This window comes from Xylanibacter oryzae DSM 17970, from assembly GCF_000585355.1.
Classification (GTDB): domain Bacteria; phylum Bacteroidota; class Bacteroidia; order Bacteroidales; family Bacteroidaceae; genus Prevotella; species Prevotella oryzae.
Map to the genome: position 1 here is coordinate 2,697,069 of NZ_KK073873.1, position 19,960 is coordinate 2,717,028.

Sequence of the window (19,960 nt, forward strand, 5' to 3'; positions counted from 1 at the left end):
GTGTGTAGAATGTTAGATATAATATGGAGGCGAAGTTTTATATTATAACTTAATCGAAATCTTACCGAAGTCAATCATGGCGTTGATAAGACGTATCTCTTTGTATCTATTTAGATCTTCCACTCTTATGTCTTTTTCGGAGATGATGCCACGGTCTATCAGATATTGGCGCATGGTACCTTTTAGTAGTGGATGCTTGGGCGTGTACCATGCAGTGCCGTCATACAGAACCACGTTGGTGTAAGAAGTGTCGGTTATCAGTCCGTTTCTAACTATTAGTATTTCGTCGGCGTCTCCCTTCTGTTTTGATAATCTGTCAAGACAACTGCGGTCGGTACTCTTATATGAATAGCGTATGTCGTCTGCTGTTACTATATGAAGGGATTGTACGTTTCGCATCTTGTATTCTGAAAGAGAGAATGACGTAAAACCGTCTTTGTCATAACAAATCTTTGCCTTACCGGTGAATCCTTTGCAGGCAGGCAACTTATCTTCTAACAAAAGTATTTTACATCCCGGCCAGAAATGTTGACGTGTATTATTCATACGTCTGTTATGGTATGCAATGTTATTAATGCTACCATCAGTCACTCTTATTGTTTCAAAATATTGGCACATATACTTTTTGTATTATTTCGTTGTATTCGTCTATCCATTTGCTCTTGGCTGTAATTCCTCCTCCGGCCTTGAAATACATTTGACCGTTTTCCTGGTCTATAAACCTTATCATTACGGCGCTGTCGATGCATCCATTTTGATAAATGCCCATTATACCTGTATAGAAACCACGATTGTAGTTCTCTGCTTCAGATATTATGTCTACTGTCTTTTTCTTTGGAGCTCCTGTTATAGAACCGGCAGGGAGCATCGAGAAAATGATGTCACCTACATTATCTGTATAATGGTCTGGCAAGATGCCACTTATCTCAGAACTGGTCTGGAGTATGGCGCCTTTGTTGGTGTTGATGTTCTCTATATACCGATACCGGTCTACTTTTACATCTGTCGCTACAATGCTGATGTCATTTCTTATAAGATCTACTATGGTGGCATGCTCTGCTGCCTCTTTCTCATTTTTCATAAGAACTTCTGCGGCGTTTACAATAGTAGCATCAATAGTTCCCTTCATGGGGAATGAACTTATTTTTCGGTTGTTTATCTTCACAAAAGTTTCGGGCGAAAAACATACCAGTTTATCCTTTATCCATAGTTTGTAAGGAGCTTCCGAACGATTAAATATAGTCTCTAAACCAATATTTGTCTTTATTGGTATCCTGCATGTAAGATTTGCCAGATAACTGTTCCCCTCTTTTATGTTAGACTGTACGATATCAAAACTCCTCTTATAGTCTGTGGTTGATTCTGGAAAAATGTTCCACTCTGGCTCTTCTTTATGCTTATCACCACAACAGGTCTTAACCATATTGGTATTCCCATTGAAGTAAAATTTGCATTCATTGTCGTTAATATCAGAAAGTTCTTCTACGTACGACATGGTCTGGTCATAATTGATAATAAAAATACATGCTCTGCCTGCTTTAGACAAACTGTTAATCCTGAAAATCGCCTCTTCTCTGTTATATACTCTCATTAATTTTTGGCATTAAACTGCAAAAATACTCAGAAAATTCTGAAAAAACAAAAGCATCTTTGTTATAATAGTTATTTTTTGTATTTTTGCATCTATGAAAAAGAACATATGTCTTTTGATATTTTGTACAACTGTATTGTTTACCGGTTGCGTACAGAAAAAGTATAATGCTGATAAATTCACCGTAGAGACGATAAACAGATATACGCCTGTGAAGAATCAGGGCTTCAGCAGCGATTGCTGGGCTTATGCGATGCTTGCTACAATAGAAAGTGAGCATATAGAGCGTGGCGACTCTGTGAATCTGTCGGTCGCTTACGTAATGAGGATGAGGCTTAAAGATGAGTTCCGCAGATATTATTTGTCGGGTGGGCACATCTGGTTTACAGAGAGAGGAATGGGGCAGACATTGATAAACACTATTGAAACTTATGGAGCAATGCCTTATGATTCTTATCAGGATAAAGATGGATTCAGAAGTGGAGTGCTTTGTAATAAACTGAAATATATAGCTGATAATGCTATAGGTCGAAAATCAGAATTGAAATATACAGAGAGTATAATAGAAAGCAATCTTGATGACATGCTGGGTCCGGCACCTCTTCATGTCTATATGCTTGGTGCAGAATATACACCATTGGAGTTTGCTCATAGTGTTTGTGGAAAGGATGAATATGTAGCTCTTACTAGTTATACTCATCATCCATTCTATCAGCAGTTTGCCTTGGAGGTACAAGATAACTGGGAGCAGAACCTGCAGATGAATATACCTTTAGACAGTCTTGAGAATGCAGTGATAAAAGCGTTACGGCATCATCATAGTGTATGTTGGGAGGGCGATACCAGCGAACCTGGGTTCTCTTTTGCTTCGGGTGTAGCCAGATTGCAGAATGAAAACAAGGTGGTTACCCAAAAAGACCGTCAGAATTCTTTTGAGAAATTCCTTACTACCGATGACCATTGTATGGAAATACTTGGATTGGCGCATGACAGATACGGTAAGCGTTACTTTATCTGTAAAAACTCTTGGGGTACTGATAATCCTTATAAAGGTCTGATGTATATGTCTGAGAATTACTTCCGCCTGAAGACTATTGCGGTATACTTGGTAAAAAATATCTAGATATAAAAGATGCGCCCCGAAGCTATAAAAAACTTGTGGGGCGCACATATTTTGGAGAGATATTTATTACTTATTTATTTATTAAGCCTCCAGGTACAACCGTCTTTGGTATCTTTTACTTCAAATCCGGCCTCGCTCAACGCATCGCGTATCTTATCGCTTGTAGACCAGTCTTTATCAGACTTTGCTTTGGCACGAAGGTCAAGTACCATATTGACAACCTTTCCGTATGCATCTTCACGTGCATCATTATCATTGCCTTTTTCTTCTTTCAGACCTAAGAGATCGAAAGCAAAAAGATTAATAGTGTCATTGAGTTTCTGCAGGTCTTCAACACTAATCTTAGCCTTGTGGTCTATGATGGTATTGATAAGATGGCATGCTTCGAATAGACAACTTATCACAATAGGAGTCTGCAAATCATCATTCATAGCATCATAGCAACGCTGTGGAAGTCCGGCAACAAACTTTGCAACTTCAGCATCACTTGCATTCTCAGTATTAATCCGTTTCATGTCTGTAATACCGGTAAGTAGCCGGTCAAGTCCCTTCTCGCTAGCTATAAGAGCTTCGTTAGAGAAATCAACAGTACCACGATAGTGAGCAGACAATATAAAGAAACGTATAGTCATAGGAGAATAAGCTTTATCCAAAGAGGCATGATTGCCTGTAAAGAACTGCTCAAGTGTGATAAAGTTGCCAAGACTTTTACCCATCTTCTGACCGTTGATGGTAATCATATTGTTGTGCATCCAGTAGTGTACCATCTGGTCACCCTGACTGGCTACAGCCTGAGCTATTTCACACTCATGATGAGGGAATACAAGGTCCATGCCACCTCCGTGAATATCAAAATGATTGCCAAGGTATTTACGTCCCATAGCGGTACATTCACAGTGCCATCCAGGGAAGCCTTCACTCCATGGAGAAGGCCAGCGCATGATATGCTCAGGTTGAGCTTTTTTCCATAATGCAAAGTCTACCTGATTATGCTTTTCACCAACACCACCTAATTCACGGCTGTTATTGATGACATCGTCAAGGTTACGACCTGACAGTATGCCATAATGGTGATCTTTATTATATTTTTCTATATCAAAGTATACGCTGCCGTTGCTCACATAAGCATATCCATTATCAAGAATCTGTTCTACCAATTTCTCCTGCTCAATTATATGACCGGTAGCATGTGGCTCAATGCTTGGTGGAAGCACGTTAAGTGCATTCATCGCATCGTGATAACGATTAGTATAGTATTGAGCTATTTCCATTGGCTCCAACTGTTCCAGACGAGCTTTCTTCTCTATTTTGTCATCACCCTCATCAGCATCATGCTCAAGATGACCTACATCTGTGATATTGCGTACATAGCGTACCTTATATCCCAGATGTTTAAGATAACGGAAAAGAACATCGAATGTTATTGCTGGACGGGCATGGCCCAAATGTGGGTCACCATATACTGTAGGACCACATACATACATGCCTACATTAGGTGCATGTAGAGGTTCGAAACGTTCCTTTTTACGACTCAGAGTGTTGTAGATAAAAAAATTCTGTTCCATAAATAACATTTTATTTGGTGGTGCAAAGATAGTGCAAATAGAGGGCAGAACAAAATAAAAAATGAAGTTTCTTATTTTTTATACATTTTAGTTGCGTAAAAAAACTATAATTATTAATTTTCAACACGATTTATTTTGATTTCATTACAATTTAATGTAACTTTGCCACACTATTTTAAACTTAAAAGAATTTATAACTAGGTATAATAATGGCATATACACGTATAACAGCTGCTGAAGCTGCTGCAATGATAAAGAACGGGGAGAATATAGGCCTTAGTGGATTTACACCAGCCGGTGCAGCTAAGGCAGTGACAAAAGAACTTGCTAAAATAGCAATAGCAGAACATGAGAGCGGACGCCCATTTCAGGTGGGATTATTTACCGGAGCTTCTACAGGTCAGAGTACTGATGGTGACTTGTCTAATGCTCAGGCGATAAAATTCCGTGCCCCATATACTACTAATGGAGATTTCCGTAAGCATGTTAATGCTGGAGAGATAGCATATAATGATATGCATTTAAGTCATATGGCGCAAGAACTGCGTTATGGCTTTATGGGTGATGTAGACTGGGCTATCCTTGAAGTATGTGATATAGAAGAGGGTCCTGATATGTGCAAGGCCTATCTTACTGCTGCTGGTGGTATCAGTCCTACTATAGCTCGTCTGGCAAAACATGTTGTTCTTGAACTTAATTCATTCCACAGCAAGGGTGCAAAGTATTTGCATGATGTATATGAACCTTTAGATCCTCCTTACCGTGAGGCTATTCCATTGTTACATGTTGGTGACCGTATTGGTAAACCTTATGTTGAGATTGACCCTAAGAAGATTGTAGGTGTAGTGGAATGTGATATTCCAGATGAAGCGCGTTCATTCAAGGATTCCGATCCTGTAACTACACAAATTGGTATGAACGTAGCTGGATTTCTGTTGAATGATATGCATCGTGGAATAATCCCTCGTTCATTTCTGCCTTTACAGAGTGGAGTAGGAAGTACTGCTAATGCTATTCTTGGAGCTTTGGGTCAGGACAAGAACGTGCCAGACTTCGACATATATACAGAAGTATTGCAAGACTGCGTTGTGGATATGATGCTTAATGGTCGTGTAAAGAATGCTTCTGCTTGTTCTCTTACAGTTACTAACGAATGTCTGAAACAGGTTTATGATAACATAGATTACTTCAAACATCATCTTACGCTGCGCCAAAGCGAGATATCCAATTCACCTGAGGTTATACGCCGACTAGGTGTTATTGCTATCAATACAGCTATTGAGGTTGATATATATGGTAATGCCAATTCAACACATATTTGTGGTACTAAGATGATGAACGGTATTGGTGGTAGTGGTGATTTTGAACGTAATGCTTTCATCAGTATCTTTACTTGTTCTTCAGTAGCCAAGGGCGGAATGATTAGTGCTATTGTACCTATGGTAAGTCATCAGGATCATTCAGAACATGATGTTAATATAATTGCTACAGAGCAGGGTGTAGCAGATTTGAGAGGTAAGAGTCCTATGCAGCGAGCACAATTGATAATAGAGAATTGTGCGCATCCTGATTATAAGCAGTTGCTTTGGGATTATCTTAAAATTGCAAAGGGCGGTCAGACTCATCATTATTTGCCAGCAGCATTTGCTATGCATGATTCACTTGCACGTAAGGGTGATATGCGTCTTACTGATTTCGCAGAATATATAAAATACTAAAGAAATAATAACATAGAATGGGCGCTCTTTGTAAAGGAGCGCCCATTTTTGTTATCGTGATATTCATCTTCTATTCTCGAATATCTGAAATAATCTTCCTTAAAGTTACTTTTTCGTTATGTTTGTTTTTTGTAAGGGATTAAATAACTCCTTACATATTAATTTTGACTTCTTTTCCAGAATATCTAACATTAGTTGATGCATTCTCGTTGTCAATAGCTTCGTTTCCTGCAGGTGTATTATTGTTTACTAATACGATACGGAACTGCCTTTCTTTTAGCATACCCTTAAATTTACCGGTACGATCTGCTATCGTAAGTGTATGTTCCTTGTCATTCCACTTGAAAGTAATCAGTGAGTATTGTCCTTTTTCGTAATTATAGTTATCACCTTCATCTTCGTATAGAGTAAAAGAACCGTCTTTACCTGGATATACTCTTATTTCCAAATTATTCCAAGGTTTCTCTTTTGCATATTCTACATTAGGACCAAATGGGATAATAGAACCGGCTCTAACATAAACGGGCATTATGTTGATAGGGCAAGCCTTGCTTATCTCACGTCCACCTTCTATCTTTTGATTAGTCCAGAAATCATACCACTCAGTACCTTCAGGTAGATATACATTAACTCCGGCAGCAGCCTTTGTTATATCAGGATAAGAAAGATGACCGCGTTTGTTTTCATCCTTCCATGTGTATAGAGGGTCAGTAACCGGTTTAACAAGGATGTTGCGGCCAAATAGGTATTCGTCATCTCTGTTTATAGCCTTTTTGTCGTTCACAAAGTCCATTACCAGTGGACGAATCATGCTACCGCTATTTAGTACGACATCGCCTGCATTACTATATATATAAGGTAACATGCGATAACGTAATTGTATATACTCTTTCTGTATATCAAAAGCCCAGTCTCCTTTATTACCGAAACAGTATAACTCGTCTCTCATAGGCGAAGAACAGTGATTTCTCATAAGAGGCATAAATGCACCCCACTGCATCCATCTTACCTGTAACTCTTGAAGTGCAGGATTTTTTGGATCGTTATTATAGTCCCAACCGAAGAAACCGCCTATATCATTGTTCCAGTATGGTATACCACATATTACATAATTCAATCCCGATGGTATTTGATTTTTCATCACATCCCATCTGCTTGTGATGTCACCGCTCCAACTGAAAGTACCATAATGCTGTAGGCCGAATGCTCCGCAACGTGTCATCTGTACTGAACGTTTGTCATTACCTTTCATAGCACGCTGGTGTTCGTATATACCTTTGTTTGTCATCAATGGAAATGCATTTTTTACGCTTAGCCATGTGCCATCATAAGTCATATAATCATTATCTCCGGGCTTCTCAAAGTGGTCTGGTTCTGAAGAATCAGTCCACCATGCATCTATACCCATCTTATAAAGATTGGTAAGATATTTCCAATATATATCCCTTGCTTTTGGATTGAATGGATCATAAGGACGCACACCGGATTTCATTGGCCACGTTTCGAAAGGTAACAAAGCACCAATCTTTTTAAGTTCTTTATATTGTTGTGTCCAAGGACCAAAACTAGCCCATATTGATATAACAAAATGAGCATTCTGTGAGTGCACATATGTTATCATGTCTTCAGGAGTCTTAATTCTCAAGGTTTTGTAGTCTGCCTTTTTGTCTTCGTCGTTAGGCAAGAACTTGTCCCATGCTTTATCGCCCATCTTGTTGATATAATGAGGATTCATAAAACGCATAGCATTCCAGTTAGAATCACATCCCCAATATTGCCAGTCTTGTACAATACCGTCTAATGGTATTTGTAGTTCTCTGTATTTATCTACCACGGAGCATAATTCATCTGTGCTTTTGTAGCGTTCGCGACTCTGCCAGTGCCCCATTGCCCAAAGAGGGAACATTGTAGCCTGACCAGAAAGAGTACGTATTTGTTTTACGACACCATCTTGAGTTCCGTCTTTATACATAAAATAATAATCTTCCATCATTGCGACATCCGACTTGAATGATGTCTCTTCTGGAGAATCGTCAAAGTATGACTTACCGGCATTGTCCCAATACAGTCCATAACCTTTGTCGGATGTGAAATAAGGTATAGTGATGTTAGTATTGCCACTCCATATCGTTACATGTTGACCTCGCTGGTTTAGAGTTGGGCATTGACGTTGGCCTAGTCCGAATATGCTTTCGTCTTTATCCAGAACAAATGATTGTCTGAATTTGTATTTTCCATTGTTAGCATCACCAATATGTTTCTCATATCCAGATCCCTTTTCGGTCAGAAGTTTATTGTCTTTGCAATCCTTGAAAGACACTTCACCGTTATCCTTGTTTATAAGTACTATTATAGACTCAGACTTTAATATGATATCATTGCCTTGATCCAGATACTTTATATCTGTCTTTACCGGATTCATTATCACGGAATAACTTTTTTTGGCAGGTGCTGTTAGCATCGACATTGGATACTTTACCACCCTTACTATATAAGGTGAGTAAAATGTTATTTCCTCTGTTACTTTTTGTGATGGGATATCAATTTTTACCCCATTTTTAGTCTTGTTAAAGTCCTGTCCCATGATGCAACAGGACACAACTAATAATGCAAATAATATTAAACTTTTCTTCATATTGTTAGATTGTTATAATTATCTGGCAAAGTTATATATTTTGTCGTTAAAACGATAAAACATTTGTTGATACGTATAACAATCTCGTTGAAAATAGTTAATCTACTTGTATTCTGAAGGTTTACAACCGTATTTATCTTGAAAGCATTTACTTAGATAACTGGAAGAAGAGAACCCTACAGCTTCAGCTATCTCACTTATATTCATAGTCCCATTTCTTAACAATTTTGCAGCATGTTCAAGACGAATATCACGTATAAACATAGTTGGCGACTTGTCTAATAGAGCTGATAACTTCTTATACAATCCCGTACGATCCATACACATGTCCTTACTTAATAGTTCTACTGAATATTTAGAGTTTGATATATTCTGTTCTACAAATGCTGTCACTTTACTTACAAAGACCATCTCATTTTTCATCATCGTCATTTCTTCATGATGCTTTTCCATCATTTTCACTCTCATCTTCTTAATATAAATAGCAACACTGATGGATAAGATTAGTATGCATAATATTCCGTATATATAATGAGCTGCAGTAGTATCCCACCATGGAGCGCAGATTTCGAATGATATTGTTTTTATCTCTCCCTGCCATTGATTTTTATTCATTGATGCCATGACCTGCAATGTGTATTTACCTGGAGGTAATTCCACAAAAGATAGATGTAGTATACCCTTTGAGTCTACAGCCCCACCTTGTTGGTTGGCAGATATTACATTCCACTTATCGCTTTTGTTCTCAAGTCTGTAACGATAAAAAGTCTGTTCCGGACGTATATAATTAAGTGCAGAAAAATCGAAAGACAATGAATTGTTATTGTAATCTAACCTTAAAGGTTTGTTTATATCATATTTTTTACCCTGTATATATACATTTATCAGTAAAGGGTTTATCCTGTAATTAGGAAGTCTTATACTATCGGGATTGAATATTGTCCATCCGTTAACTCCCTGCAACATTATTATACCATTGGTTTTGCATATTGCCATACCGTTAATATAGTCATGCTTTTGTATACCATTCTCTTTTTGAAAGTTAATAAAAGTCAGATCATAGGGTTTTTTACCTATTTTTATCTCAGATATTCCATAACTTGTACTAACCCATAAATGATGCTTTTTATCTTCTATGATAGAGTGCACCAGATTATTGCATAGTCCATCTTCTGTATAATATGTCTTTTCACTATTGCCGATAAATAATCTCAGTCCATCATTAGTTCCACACCATACCCATCCGCGGCTGTCACGGTATACTGTGTTATATCTTTTACCGTGATATATTGTATTGTTGATCACAGGTTTATCCGGTTTATAATTCGGAATCAATGAGAAAGCACTTTTGTATGGTGAAGCATATAATATCCCACGGTTATATGTGCCAAACCATAATCCACCCTGTTTGTCTATACACATGGTATTCAGTCCGGTGATAACAACAGTCCCGTCAGATAACTTCAGACGATCATTGTATGTATATTTGTTATTGTTAAGATCGATATTCCAATATCCTTTAGGACAAGTTATAAAAGCCCTATTATGTTTTGTCACCACTAGTGTATGAAAGACATAGTCCTTCTGCATCAACTTTTTCCATTTTCGTGTGTTTGTATTAAAAGAGAAAAAACCTGATTTAGTACCATTCCTCAGTTGATAGAATATATTGCCCGGACCTTTTACTACAAGCGATGTATTTCCAAACATTGCCTGTTCTTCTTTTTTGTATGCAGAAACTCTAAATAGGATGCTACGAGAGTGCATATCAATGCACACCACTTCACCATCCTGATAGAAAAGATATAATTTGTTTCTGTCTGTATCTAGATCTAAAAGATTACCCGCATCTTTAGGAGCATTATAATATTTGTGCAAATCAAAATTAAGAAGTCCTCGGTCAGTAATCAACCATATGTTTTTTTGAGAATCAATAAAGAAGTCGTTTATTTTTTCATTCACTCCCATTCTTTTGAAATATGATTTTATATTTTTAGTATAACTCATATTTCTTATATCCATACACAACAACTTTTGCCAGTCCTTTACCCATAGTCTGTCGTTCTTATCAAGATATAGATGATAAAAACCGCGATATGATGTAATTGGGAAATAATAGTTGTCTTTCTTGTGTATGTATGAGAATTGGAAACCGTCGTACATGTTCACATTACCGGCAGTAGTTATAATCATACGCCCATCTGATAACTGCAGCATTTGCAGTACCATATTGTCACATAGTCCGTCTTTTGCATCAAGGCACGAGAATATTTCGTCAGAAGCCTTCGCTGAGAAAACAAAGAAACATAATACGATCAGTATTATTCTAGTAATATTATTTCGTATTGTTAGTCTCATCGTTCATATGAATTATTTAAATGTATTCCATCAGTACATCCCATACAGCAATAATATGACATATACTGCCTCCTAAAACAAAAAAGTGGAATACGGAATGCATGTACTTCTTTTTATTTAGGCTGTAGAAGAGTGCTCCTGTAATGTACGATACACCCTCAGCTCCAATCCATATCATAACATTCGTACCTACATTATCAAGAAGTGGTTTGAAAGCAACCATTACAGAGAGCCCCATACCTATGAAGCATATAGTTTCGAAGTTGCTATGCTCTTTAAGTTTCACAAAACTTGTAATTGTCCCAGTTATTGCACACAGCCATACGAAAATGAATATTCCCCATCCCCAATATCCCTGTTGCCTAAGGGCTATAAGAGTTAGAGGCGAATAACTACCTGCTATATGCCAGTAAATAGCTGCATGGTCATATTTCCTGGAAATCTCTTTAGTATGATGATAATGTGCCGGAATAGCATGATATACTGTTGATGAAATATAAGACCCAAGCATACCAACCAGATATAGAATTACACCTATAATAGCCCAACTGTTATGACCCTTAAAGCATATATTAAGGAATATGATTCCTGCTACTACGCCCAGAGCAATACCTGCAGCATGCGACCATGTATTGATAAGTTCTTCACTCTTAGTATATCGTATCATAAGAAAAATTGTCGTTTATTATTTCGCCCGCTAAGGTAAGAATAATAAACGACAATTACAAAATTATTAGGCTTTAACAGACAATGTTCATGCCATTATCGGGCTCTTAACATGTTATAGAACTATTGATAATTTACATAAAGCCTTTATATCTTTATTCGTCTGCAATAGTGAAGTCAAGTTGTTTCTTCTCAAGATTAGCTTTTGCTACCTGAATTTTTATCTCATCACCAAGCAGATACTTGTTGTGGTGACGCCGACCAATAAGACAGTAGTTCTTCTCATCGAAATCGTAATAGTCATCACCAAGATCGCGGATTGGTACCATACCTTCACAGTGGTTTTCATTTATTTCGCAGTATATGCCATAAGATGTGATACCGCTGATATGTGCATCATATGTATTGCCTACCTTATCACTCATAAACTCTACCATCTTATACTTTATGCTGTCTCTTTCTGCAGTTGCAGCTACCAGCTCCATGTCGGAGCAGTGCACACAAAGTTCTTCGTAATGATCTTTGTTTCCACTTCGTCCACCTTCTTGATAACGTGTCAGCAAGCGGTGAACCATCGTGTCTGGATAACGGCGTATTGGACTTGTAAAGTGAGTATAGTATTCGAATGCCAGTCCATAGTGACCGATGTTGTGAACACTATATTTAGCCTTCATCATGGCTCTAAGAGCAACCATCTCGATTAGTTTTTGTTCTCTCTTGCCACCGCAGTCATCCATCAGTTTGTTGAGGCTTCTGGATATTTCACCTTTAGTACCTGCTGTCTTTAGTTTATAGCCGAATTTTACAATAAACTGTTTCAGAGTCTCCAACTTTGTTGGGTCTGGATTGTCGTGTATACGATATGGCAGAGTCTTGGCTTTTACACCTTTCTTTACTTTTCCAATGCTCTCAGCTACTGTACGGTTAGCGATAAGCATATATTCTTCTACCAACTTGTTGGCATCTTTAGACTTCTTGAAGTAGCAACGTGTGGGTTTGCCCTTGTCATCTATATCGAAATGCAACTCTTCGCGGTCGAATTTCACAGAACCGTTTTTGAATCTTGCAGCCCTTAGCTTTTTAGCCAGTCTGTCAAGTTGAATGAGTTCATTAGCGTATTCACCTTTATATCCATCTTTGCCTGCTTGCGGAGCCGGTTCACCTGTTCCGTCCACAACGCCATTATCTTCAAGTATGGATTGCACTTCTTCGTAAGCAAACCTTCGATTACTCTTTATTACAGTGTGAGCCAGATGCCACTTCTTTATGTTTGCATCCTCATCCATCTCGAATATTACACTATAACAAAGCTTTTCTTCGTTAGGGCGCAAAGAACAGATAAAGTTGCACAGTCTTTCAGGCAACATAGGTATGGTGCGGTCTACCAAATATATACTAGTAGCTCGGCTTACAGCCTCCTTATCTATAATAGAACCCTCAGTAACGTAATGTGAAACATCAGCTATGTGTACACCAACTTCCCATAGACCCTTTTGCAGTTGTCTTATAGACAGAGCATCATCAAAGTCCTTGGCATCTTTTGGATCGATAGTGAATGTGGTTACATCACGGAAGTCCTCACGTTCCTTGTAATCCTGGTCAGTTATTTCTCCGCTGATCTTGTCTGCGGCTTCTTCTACATTTTTAGGATATACATATGGAAGTCCGTAAGTGGCCAGTATAGAATTCATCTCTACATCGTTATCACCTTTCTGGCCTAATACGTCAAGGATTTCTCCTACGATGTTCTTATTCTCTTTACTAGGCCATTGTATGATTTTTACCACTACCTTGTCGTCAGTCTTACCGCCTTTGAGTTTCCTTTTCGGTATAATGATATCATGTACAAACAGATTGCTTTCGGTTACACAAAAAGCCAAATCCTTGTCAATACGTAGTCTGCCTACGAATGTATCTTTGCCATGTTCCAGAATATCAGTAACCATGGCCTCCTTGATATGATTCTGTCGGCGAGCTAAGAATGAAACTCTTACTTTGTCACCGTTAAGTGCAAACATAGAGTTACGCTCGGCTACAAACACAGGTTCTCCACCGTCATCAGGCAAGAAACTGTTTTTGCCATTACTCTTGCGTACAAACTTGCCTTCCTGTACCTGTCCCTTCATGTTCAGTCGGTAAGAGCTTTCAGATACTTTACTTATATAATCATCCCATGCCATCTCTTCCATTACATCTATTGCCAACATCTTAAGCGGATGAGTATCAAGACGTAATGATCTGAATATCTGTTTAAAGCTATATGTTTCGTTAGGATTGCTCTCGAAAAAGTCTTGTAATGCTTCTACAATCTGCTTCTTCGACATCCTTTTGCCACCTTTCTTGTTCTTTCCCATAATATTTATGTTTAATTTAGATTAATCCTAAACTCTATATATCGCAAAGGTACTAAATAATTTGCAATAATCAATAAATGCATATCTTTTTTTATAAATTGAAAATTATTTAGGCCTTGGTTGCATTGGTGACAGTATTATTATAATGCCATCTTTTATTTTTGCGTCATTTCTATGATTCGGCTACTCATTTCGTTTGTACTTGTTATCATCAGTCCTATTTTCATAAGATAATCACCTGTGTATGTTTTGTTGTCGAATGACAATTTTGACTTTTCACCTGGCATCAGATTGACTTCTTTTACTGTATAAAGTGCTGATGGATTAAGTCCTTCCATTTTGGTCGGTAGCAGGTTAGCCATAAATCTTGGGTGAATATCATAGGCGAAGACCAAAGCATGTGTCTTATCGTCTGATACGCGCTGTATCACACAGTGGTCTCCATTATAAGGTGATGCAAGGCGGTAAATATTGGCACTGTATATTAATGGTTTAAGACGGTTATACTCTTTAACCGCTTCTTTGCAGAACTGCATCTCGTTGGCTTTTAAACTTTTAAGATCTATGTCAAAACCAAGTTTGCAACTCATATCCACATCCACTCTGAATTTAATACTTGATGTCCTATTCCAGTTAGTTACATGAGAACACATTGCCTTGGCTGGCATAAACTGAGAGAATCCCCATTGTATATATAGTCTCTCTACAGGGTCCGTATTGTCGCTGCACCAGTATTCATCAAAATATTTTAGGGCTTCGTAGTCGCATCTTCCGCCACCACCGGAGCACATCATCAATGTAAGGTCGGGATATTTTTTCTGTATTCTCTGCAGCACATTATATAATCCTTTCACATAGTCGACATATAGATTCCCCTGTTTTTCCTTTTCGTAAGTAGAGTATATGTTTGTTATAGGACTGTTGCAGTCCCACTTAAAGAATTTCAGTCCGGGGTTTTCTGTCATTATATTGTCTACTATGCCGAAAACAAAATCTTGAACTTTAGGATTTGTCAGGTCAAGGACCAGCTGGTTGCGATAATAGTAGGTTTCACGGTTCGGTAGTTTAAGCATCCAATTTGGATGTTTCTCAGCCAGTTCGCTCTTCGGATTTACCATTTCTGGTTCTATCCATATTCCAAATTTTACGCCGGCCTCATTAGCTGCTTTCACTAGATATGGAATGCCGTTTGGCAACTTAGTCTTGGTAGCCTGCCAGTCTCCTAATCCGGCATGGTCATCTTTACGAGGATATTTATTGCCGAACCATCCGTCGTCTAGTAAGAAGAGGTCAACGCCAAGGTCCTTAGCCTCCTTAAACAGACTTGTTAGTTTTGCTTCATCAAAGTTGAAGTAAGTATTCTCCCAGTTGTTAAGCAGTGTATATCTGTCACCATCACCTTTGCGCAATTGGTATTTCATAGCCCATCTCTGGAAATTTCGGCTACCTTCTCCAATACCTTTTGTGCTTAGTGTGAAAATAAACTCAGGTGTCTTCAGCACCTCGCCTTTTTTCAGCATATAGCACGAAGCATCAGGGTTGATGCCGCTTATTATTCTCAATTCATTATCATGGTCTATATCAAATGTAAAACGAAAATTTCCGGTCCATCCGATTGTGCCCATCAAGACTTTACCGCTATTCTCGGCTACATCTTCACCGAGACCCACTTCAAAGAATGGCTGTGAGAACATAGCCGCACGTGTACCCAATCGTGTATCTATTACTTTTTTGCCATATATCAACGGTGTCTTAGTCATCTGCATTTCTTTTGCCCAATCGCTGTGAAATTCAGTCAAGAAATATTTACTTTCCTCGAAGTATAACATAGATGAAGCATAACGGCTTAGACTTACCAGTCCGTTCTCGTTATGACTTATTTCTGTCCACTCCTTTATTATATTATCCTTTTCGTAAGCAGCGAAATGTAGAGTAACATTTACGGGATACAAATCATCCTTGAGTTTTATTATGGTTTCTGTACCACCGTTGATAGCCTTTGACGAATGTGATATATATTTTAGTATAGAAGTAGCATTACCGTCTACATGTCTTATCTCCATTGCCGGTTCAAAATAATCTTCAGTACCCATTACCGGATACACTTCATTACCCTTTGTTTGAGTTTGAGTGACATTTGTGCGAGGCATATCCAATAAGTCAAGATCAGTACCATCAGCGAGTCTTTCACCCAGATAAGTCTGGTATAGTCTACCGTTCTCCTTCACCTGCAATATAAGTTGTGTGTTGTCGGTAGAAATAACAATATTTGTTTTTGACCATACATTTGCGGTCATAGACAATAATACGACGAATATAAATGTAAGTTTTTTCATGATTAAAATTTTTCTAGTTACAAAGATATTAAAATATAACTAATTAATACTTCTGTCCGGTACTTTTATTGAATAAATTGTTTTTGTAGAAGTCTTCTAGATGTAGTTCAGAATATTAATCTATGATTTATTGTGGCTCGTTTTTTTGATGTAAATAAAAAGAAAAAGGCTCAACTCTTTCTGAAAGAGCTGAGCCACTTATATTGTATTTCTAATACGTTTTCAAAATAAAACCATCCGGTTATTTGCTACTCTCGATGGTTCCGTTAATTACTGCTGATGCTGCGAAAAATAGAGCAGCCATACAGCACATAAATGTTAATCCTGTCATAATCTTTTTCCTTTCTTTATTTTGTTATTTACTTTTAGTACATGCCTCACGACATCTCCAAGTTATCCTTTTCTTTCTTTTTACCTTAACCTCAACCTATTGTTCTGTATCCTTTACAATCTTTTTTTTACCTTAACTAATCCTATCAATTTTCCTTTGTTGTTATCCTTCTATCTTTTTACACTGCAAAGATACAACGAATATTCTCTCAAGTCAATAGTTTTATTATCTTTTGTGCCTAAAATAGGCACTTTCTTGATTTATATCAAGGCTTTGTGTGCGAGCACACATGCTTTATAGCACACAAAAGAATTAATATCATCACATATTTCAGTTTTGATATGCATACAATATGATTATTTTTTATATTTTGTGACAACTGTATCATCATAATTACTATATTTGCGAAAAAAGGAGGGGATTATGAAGATACTTATTGCAGGAGGAACAGGTTTCTTGGGAAAAGCCTTGACTGTTTATTTGTTGGATTGTGGTTTTGAGGTAAACGTATTGTCACGAGGCAGAGTCAGCCATAGTAATCTTATATCATATTATAAATGGGACGTAGAAAATGGTTTCATAGATAAGGAAGCCTTTGATGGTGTCAATGCCATTGTTAATATGACAGGAACGAATATGGGAGAGAAGCGTTGGACATCAAAGCGTAAGATTGAGATAGTGGAAAGCAGGACAAAGCCTATAGAACTGCTTCTATCATGTATCAGAAGACTTGGCATCCGGATAGATACATTTATATCATCTTCCGCTGTTGGATTCTATGGAGCTGTTACTTCTCAAAAAATATTTGTAGAAACAGATCACCCTGGAAATGATTTTCTAGCTTCTGTCTGCAGACAGTGGGAAGCTTCTGCCCTAAGTTTTAGTGATGTAGCAAAGCGTGTCGTGATACTAAGAAAAGGTGTAGTAATCGGTAAAGATGGTGGCTTGTATAAGAAGATGGTTCCATTTGCCCAAATGGGTCTTAATATAGCAATGGGGGATGGATCACAATTCTTGCCGTGGATAGATATACGCGATTTGGTTAAGCTGTATTATTTCATACTTACAGATGATCGTATCAGTGGTATTTTCAATGCAGTATCCACTCAGCAAATTACTATGAATGATTTTTCCAGATATATGCTTGCTTCACTTAACAAGAAATCTATTCTTCCCAATATTCCCGCTTTTTTAGTAAAGTTGATGACTGGAGATATGTCAGATATGATGTTGTATGGTTCAAGAGTGAGTAATCAAAAAATTATAGATGCCGGATTCAAATTTGATTATCCCAAACTTGATAATATATAGCGGTGATATTAGCATCCGCATATGATTTTGCATCTAACCTTAAATATATATTTTTATAATATCAATAGATGTGTGCATGATACAAAAAAATAGTTATATTTGCATATCTGACTGTATCAACATGGCCAGTATCTAACAAAATCATTAATACAATGAAAAATCTTAATTATTCAGTTGTTGGAAATTGTCGCACAGCAGCCATTATCTCAGAAAGAGGCAGCGTAGATTGGTTTTGCCTTCCTGATTTTGATTCTCCTTCAGCCTTTGGAAAGATATTGGATGAAGAAAAAGGAGGTAGTATAGAGATAATCGTTCCTCCAGATTATACTATATCACAGCAATATCTTGCCCATACCAATGTACTTGTAACAACTTATGAATCGCCACAACAGGATAGTTTTGATGTTATAGACTTCATGCCAAGATACAGAACAGGAGACGAATCATATTATTATACTCCTGCCGAATTATACAGAATGATAAAATTGACAGGCGGGCATCCTAAATTCAAGGTAGTTTACAATCCAAGATTGAATTATGCAGATGGTAATATAGTAAATAAATACGGTCCGAAATTCATAAAGACATGTTTGGAAGGTAATATTGAGAATGCCATCTATTTATATTCCAGTCTTGATTTTACATCTATAATGAAAAATAGAGAGATTGAACTCACCAAAAATGAATTCATGCTTGTATCATACAATCAGAAAGTCATCGATATTGATATGGAGAGAGTTTATCTTGAGTATTCACGTACCAAACTATATTGGCTGAACTGGTCTAACCGTTCTAAAAAGTATTCTTTATTTGATGATTACATAGAACGTAGCATGCTGATACTTAAGCTCATGTCTTATCAGCCAACAGGTGCTGTTTTGGCCGCCATCACCACAAGTATACCTGAAGTGATAGGTGGTGTACGCAATTGGGATTATAGATATTGCTGGCTTCGTGATGCCTCCATGTCTATTGAGACCCTAATACAAATAGGCCATAGTGGAGCTGCCAAAAGATTTATGAAATTCATAACTAATATTCTCCATTCCAAATCAGATAGTTTCCAGATAATGTATGGGATTCACTATGAACGCAACATAGATGAGAAAGAGCTTAATCATCTCAAAGGTTTTAAAGGGTCTCGCCCTGTCAGAATAGGTAATGCCGCATTTTGTCAGAAACAGAATGATGTTTATGGATACCTGATGAATGTTATTTATCAGTATTACCGGTATTTTAGTGGGACACTTGACGAGATTGAGGATTTGTTTGAAGTAGTAAAACATATAGGTCGTATTGTCTTGAAAGAATGGCGCAATCCTGATAGCGGAATTTGGGAGATACGTAATAAAAAGGAGCACTTTGTCTCTTCCAAAGTGATGTGTTGGGTTGCACTTGACAGAGCAGCAAAGATATCGGAGATGTTGCATAATGAACACTATTCAAAGCGTTATAGAGAAGAAGCAAAAGTGATAAAGCAGGATGTTCTGGAACATGGGTGGAAAGATGAGATCCAGAGCTTCTCTCAGACGTATTCCAATCTTGACTTAGACTCATCTTTATTGTTGATGGAAAAATATGGATTTATTTCTGGAGATGACCCTAAGTATAAGAAAACAGTGGATGCCGTATATTCCAATCTTAACTATAAGGGACTTATGTTCAGATATAATAATCATGATGACTTCGGAAAGCCTAAATCAGCTTTTACAATATGTAATTTCTGGATGGTTAGAGGTCTGTTTGTTACAGGCCGTCAAGATGAAGCACTTGAGATGTTTAAAAGATTACTTTCATATTCTAACCATGTAAAACTCTTTAGTGAAGACCTTGATTTCGACACTAAACAGCAGATGGGCAATTTTCCACAGGCATATTCCCATTTGGCACTTATTGATACAGCCATGCTCTTCTCAAAAGAGATCAAAATTTCAAAATTCATACGTCCTTGACAATCAATTGTTAAGTCTGT

At 37.5% G+C, this 19,960-nt stretch carries 12 protein-coding genes; 4 read left to right on the forward strand and 8 right to left on the reverse strand.

Annotation, left to right across the window (positions count from 1 at the left end):
* Nucleotides 1-42: 42 nt before the first annotated feature.
* Nucleotides 43-618, reverse strand: coding sequence for an aminotransferase class IV family protein (locus tag XYLOR_RS10970; protein ID WP_036879470.1), 576 nt, complete (start codon nt 616-618; stop codon nt 43-45).
* Nucleotides 602-1,591 (reverse strand): aminodeoxychorismate synthase component I, encoded by a 990-nt coding sequence (locus XYLOR_RS10975; protein WP_036879473.1) that lies wholly within the window; start codon nt 1,589-1,591, stop codon nt 602-604. The genes XYLOR_RS10970 and XYLOR_RS10975 overlap by 17 nt, the downstream gene beginning before the upstream one ends.
* A gap of 94 nt (nt 1,592-1,685) precedes the next feature.
* Between XYLOR_RS10975 and XYLOR_RS10980 the strand changes: the two genes are divergently transcribed.
* Complete coding sequence (locus XYLOR_RS10980) at nt 1,686-2,714, forward strand: C1 family peptidase (RefSeq protein WP_036879475.1); 1,029 nt, start codon at nt 1,686-1,688, stop codon at nt 2,712-2,714.
* A gap of 74 nt (nt 2,715-2,788) precedes the next feature.
* Here XYLOR_RS10980 and cysS read toward each other — a convergent pair whose 3' ends face one another.
* Nucleotides 2,789-4,279, reverse strand: a complete 1,491-nt coding sequence (gene cysS, locus XYLOR_RS10985) for a cysteine--tRNA ligase (RefSeq protein ID WP_036879478.1) — start codon at nt 4,277-4,279, stop codon at nt 2,789-2,791.
* A 209-nt stretch (nt 4,280-4,488) separates the two neighbouring features.
* On the opposite strand from cysS, the gene XYLOR_RS10990 reads away from it, so the two are divergent.
* Nucleotides 4,489-5,997: a butyryl-CoA:acetate CoA transferase gene (locus XYLOR_RS10990; RefSeq protein ID WP_036879480.1), complete on the forward strand. Its 1,509-nt coding sequence runs from the start codon at nt 4,489-4,491 to the stop codon at nt 5,995-5,997.
* 151 nt (nt 5,998-6,148) lie between these two features.
* Here the strand turns inward: XYLOR_RS10990 and XYLOR_RS10995 are convergent, their stop codons facing one another.
* The 5 genes from XYLOR_RS10995 to XYLOR_RS11015 all read right to left on the reverse strand — a co-directional run bounded on the left by XYLOR_RS10995 (nt 6,149) and on the right by XYLOR_RS11015 (nt 16,346).
* Nucleotides 6,149-8,632: a glycoside hydrolase family 31 protein gene (locus XYLOR_RS10995; RefSeq protein ID WP_036879481.1), complete on the reverse strand. Its 2,484-nt coding sequence runs from the start codon at nt 8,630-8,632 to the stop codon at nt 6,149-6,151.
* Nucleotides 8,633-8,734: 102 nt separating this feature from the next.
* Nucleotides 8,735-10,990, reverse strand: coding sequence for a ligand-binding sensor domain-containing protein (locus XYLOR_RS11000; RefSeq protein WP_051508985.1), 2,256 nt, complete (start codon nt 10,988-10,990; stop codon nt 8,735-8,737).
* Nucleotides 10,991-11,006: 16 nt separating this feature from the next.
* A complete protein-coding gene (gene trhA, locus XYLOR_RS11005; protein ID WP_084608602.1) occupies nt 11,007-11,657 on the reverse strand; it encodes a PAQR family membrane homeostasis protein TrhA in 651 nt (216 codons plus the stop codon).
* A gap of 154 nt (nt 11,658-11,811) precedes the next feature.
* Nucleotides 11,812-14,010, reverse strand: a complete 2,199-nt coding sequence (gene rnr / locus XYLOR_RS11010) for a ribonuclease R (RefSeq protein WP_036879486.1) — start codon at nt 14,008-14,010, stop codon at nt 11,812-11,814.
* 155 nt (nt 14,011-14,165) lie between these two features.
* Nucleotides 14,166-16,346 (reverse strand): alpha-galactosidase, encoded by a 2,181-nt coding sequence (locus XYLOR_RS11015; protein ID WP_036879488.1) that lies wholly within the window; start codon nt 16,344-16,346, stop codon nt 14,166-14,168.
* A gap of 754 nt (nt 16,347-17,100) precedes the next feature.
* Here XYLOR_RS11015 and XYLOR_RS11020 point away from each other — a divergent pair.
* Together XYLOR_RS11020 and XYLOR_RS11025 are read left to right on the forward strand one after the other, a co-directional pair.
* Nucleotides 17,101-17,988: a TIGR01777 family oxidoreductase gene (locus tag XYLOR_RS11020; protein ID WP_036879490.1), complete on the forward strand. Its 888-nt coding sequence runs from the start codon at nt 17,101-17,103 to the stop codon at nt 17,986-17,988.
* Between the two features lie 152 nt (nt 17,989-18,140).
* Nucleotides 18,141-19,940 carry a glycoside hydrolase family 15 protein gene (locus XYLOR_RS11025; RefSeq protein WP_036879492.1) on the forward strand — a complete coding sequence of 600 codons (1,800 nt, stop codon included), beginning with the start codon at nt 18,141-18,143 and terminating at the stop codon, nt 19,938-19,940.
* The last annotated feature ends 20 nt before the right edge of the window (nt 19,941-19,960 follow it).

What these genes read in the sequence shown, in the direction of transcription:
- XYLOR_RS10975 (WP_036879473.1), bottom strand. Translation starts at nt 1,591, where the DNA reads ATGAGAGTATATAACAGAGAAGAGGCGATTTTCAGGATTAACAGTTTG.
- XYLOR_RS10990 (WP_036879480.1), top strand. Translation starts at nt 4,489, where the DNA reads ATGGCATATACACGTATAACAGCTGCTGAAGCTGCTGCAATGATAAAG.
- XYLOR_RS10970 (WP_036879470.1), bottom strand. Translation starts at nt 618, where the DNA reads ATGTGCCAATATTTTGAAACAATAAGAGTGACTGATGGTAGCATTAAT.
- XYLOR_RS11025 (WP_036879492.1), top strand. Translation starts at nt 18,141, where the DNA reads ATGAAAAATCTTAATTATTCAGTTGTTGGAAATTGTCGCACAGCAGCC.
- cysS (WP_036879478.1), bottom strand. Translation starts at nt 4,279, where the DNA reads ATGGAACAGAATTTTTTTATCTACAACACTCTGAGTCGTAAAAAGGAA.
- rnr (WP_036879486.1), bottom strand. Translation starts at nt 14,010, where the DNA reads ATGGGAAAGAACAAGAAAGGTGGCAAAAGGATGTCGAAGAAGCAGATT.
- trhA (WP_084608602.1), bottom strand. Translation starts at nt 11,657, where the DNA reads ATGATACGATATACTAAGAGTGAAGAACTTATCAATACATGGTCGCAT.
- XYLOR_RS11000 (WP_051508985.1), bottom strand. Translation starts at nt 10,990, where the DNA reads ATGAGACTAACAATACGAAATAATATTACTAGAATAATACTGATCGTA.
- XYLOR_RS11015 (WP_036879488.1), bottom strand. Translation starts at nt 16,346, where the DNA reads ATGAAAAAACTTACATTTATATTCGTCGTATTATTGTCTATGACCGCA.
- XYLOR_RS11020 (WP_036879490.1), top strand. Translation starts at nt 17,101, where the DNA reads ATGAAGATACTTATTGCAGGAGGAACAGGTTTCTTGGGAAAAGCCTTG.
- XYLOR_RS10995 (WP_036879481.1), bottom strand. Translation starts at nt 8,632, where the DNA reads ATGAAGAAAAGTTTAATATTATTTGCATTATTAGTTGTGTCCTGTTGC.
- XYLOR_RS10980 (WP_036879475.1), top strand. Translation starts at nt 1,686, where the DNA reads ATGAAAAAGAACATATGTCTTTTGATATTTTGTACAACTGTATTGTTT.